The organism is Alteromonas sp. 4NH20-0104, assembly GCF_057547795.1.
In genome coordinates this window covers 1-863 of sequence record NZ_BAAJLP010000076.1, presented here as the reverse complement: position 1 = coordinate 863, position 863 = coordinate 1, and the positions used below count along the sequence as shown (strand labels likewise).

At 46.8% G+C, this 863-nt stretch carries 1 protein-coding gene; it reads left to right on the top strand.

Annotated features, from left to right (window positions below):
* Nucleotides 1–6: 6 nt before the first annotated feature.
* Nucleotides 7–863, top strand: an 857-nt coding sequence (locus tag AC27IB_RS23485; RefSeq protein WP_487124062.1) for an IS4 family transposase, incomplete at its 3' end; no start/stop codon positions are given.

Here is an 863-nt window from a genome sequence, read left to right as displayed (position 1 = left end):
ACGAGCATAGGTCGTGGGATTAATACTAAAGCCTTCGAAAAGCATCGAATCAAACGAGCAGACAGACTGCTCTCAAACCCTCACCTACATAGCGAGGCTCCATCAATTTATGCCGCTATTTGTCAGTTATTTTGTGGTAGCACATCACGCCCTGTCATCTCAATCGACTGGTCAGATTTAGACGACCGTAAAGCTCACTTTCTTTTACGCGCGGCAATATCGCTAAAGGGTAGGCCCATCACACTTTATCAAGAAGTACATTGCAGCAAGACCAAAGAGAAACCGGCTGCGCACAGGGCATTCTTGAAGACGTTGCACGCCATATTGCCTTCACACTGTCGACCAATTATCGTGACTGACGCAGGGTATAAATCGCCCTGGTTCAGAGAGGTACTAGCGCTAGGGTGGGACATTGTCGGTCGCATCCGAAAACCGCATATGTACACAATTGACAGCGAGCAAACCTGGCAGTGTATTCGTCACCTTTATGACCAGGCAACCTGTCGACCTAAGCGTTTTGATAATAGCCACATCGTAAGGGGTAACCCATTTGCTTGTACACTTGTTTTGTTTAAACAAAAAGCCAAAGGGCGTCACGCCACCAATCCGGATGGCACACGCAAGGCCTCAAAACGCTCGAAAGTCCATGCACAAGGCGCGAAAGACCCCTGGTTGTTAGCAACATCACTGAAATCTCACCGACATTTATCAAAACAAGTTGTGGCTATTTACCGGCAGCGTATGCAGATTGAAGAAGGTTTTAGGGATATGAAAAGCACTAAGTTCGGACTCGGCTATGAACAGAACAAAAGTGTGAAAAAACAGCGCATAACAATACTGGCATTGCTGACTACGTTAGCATC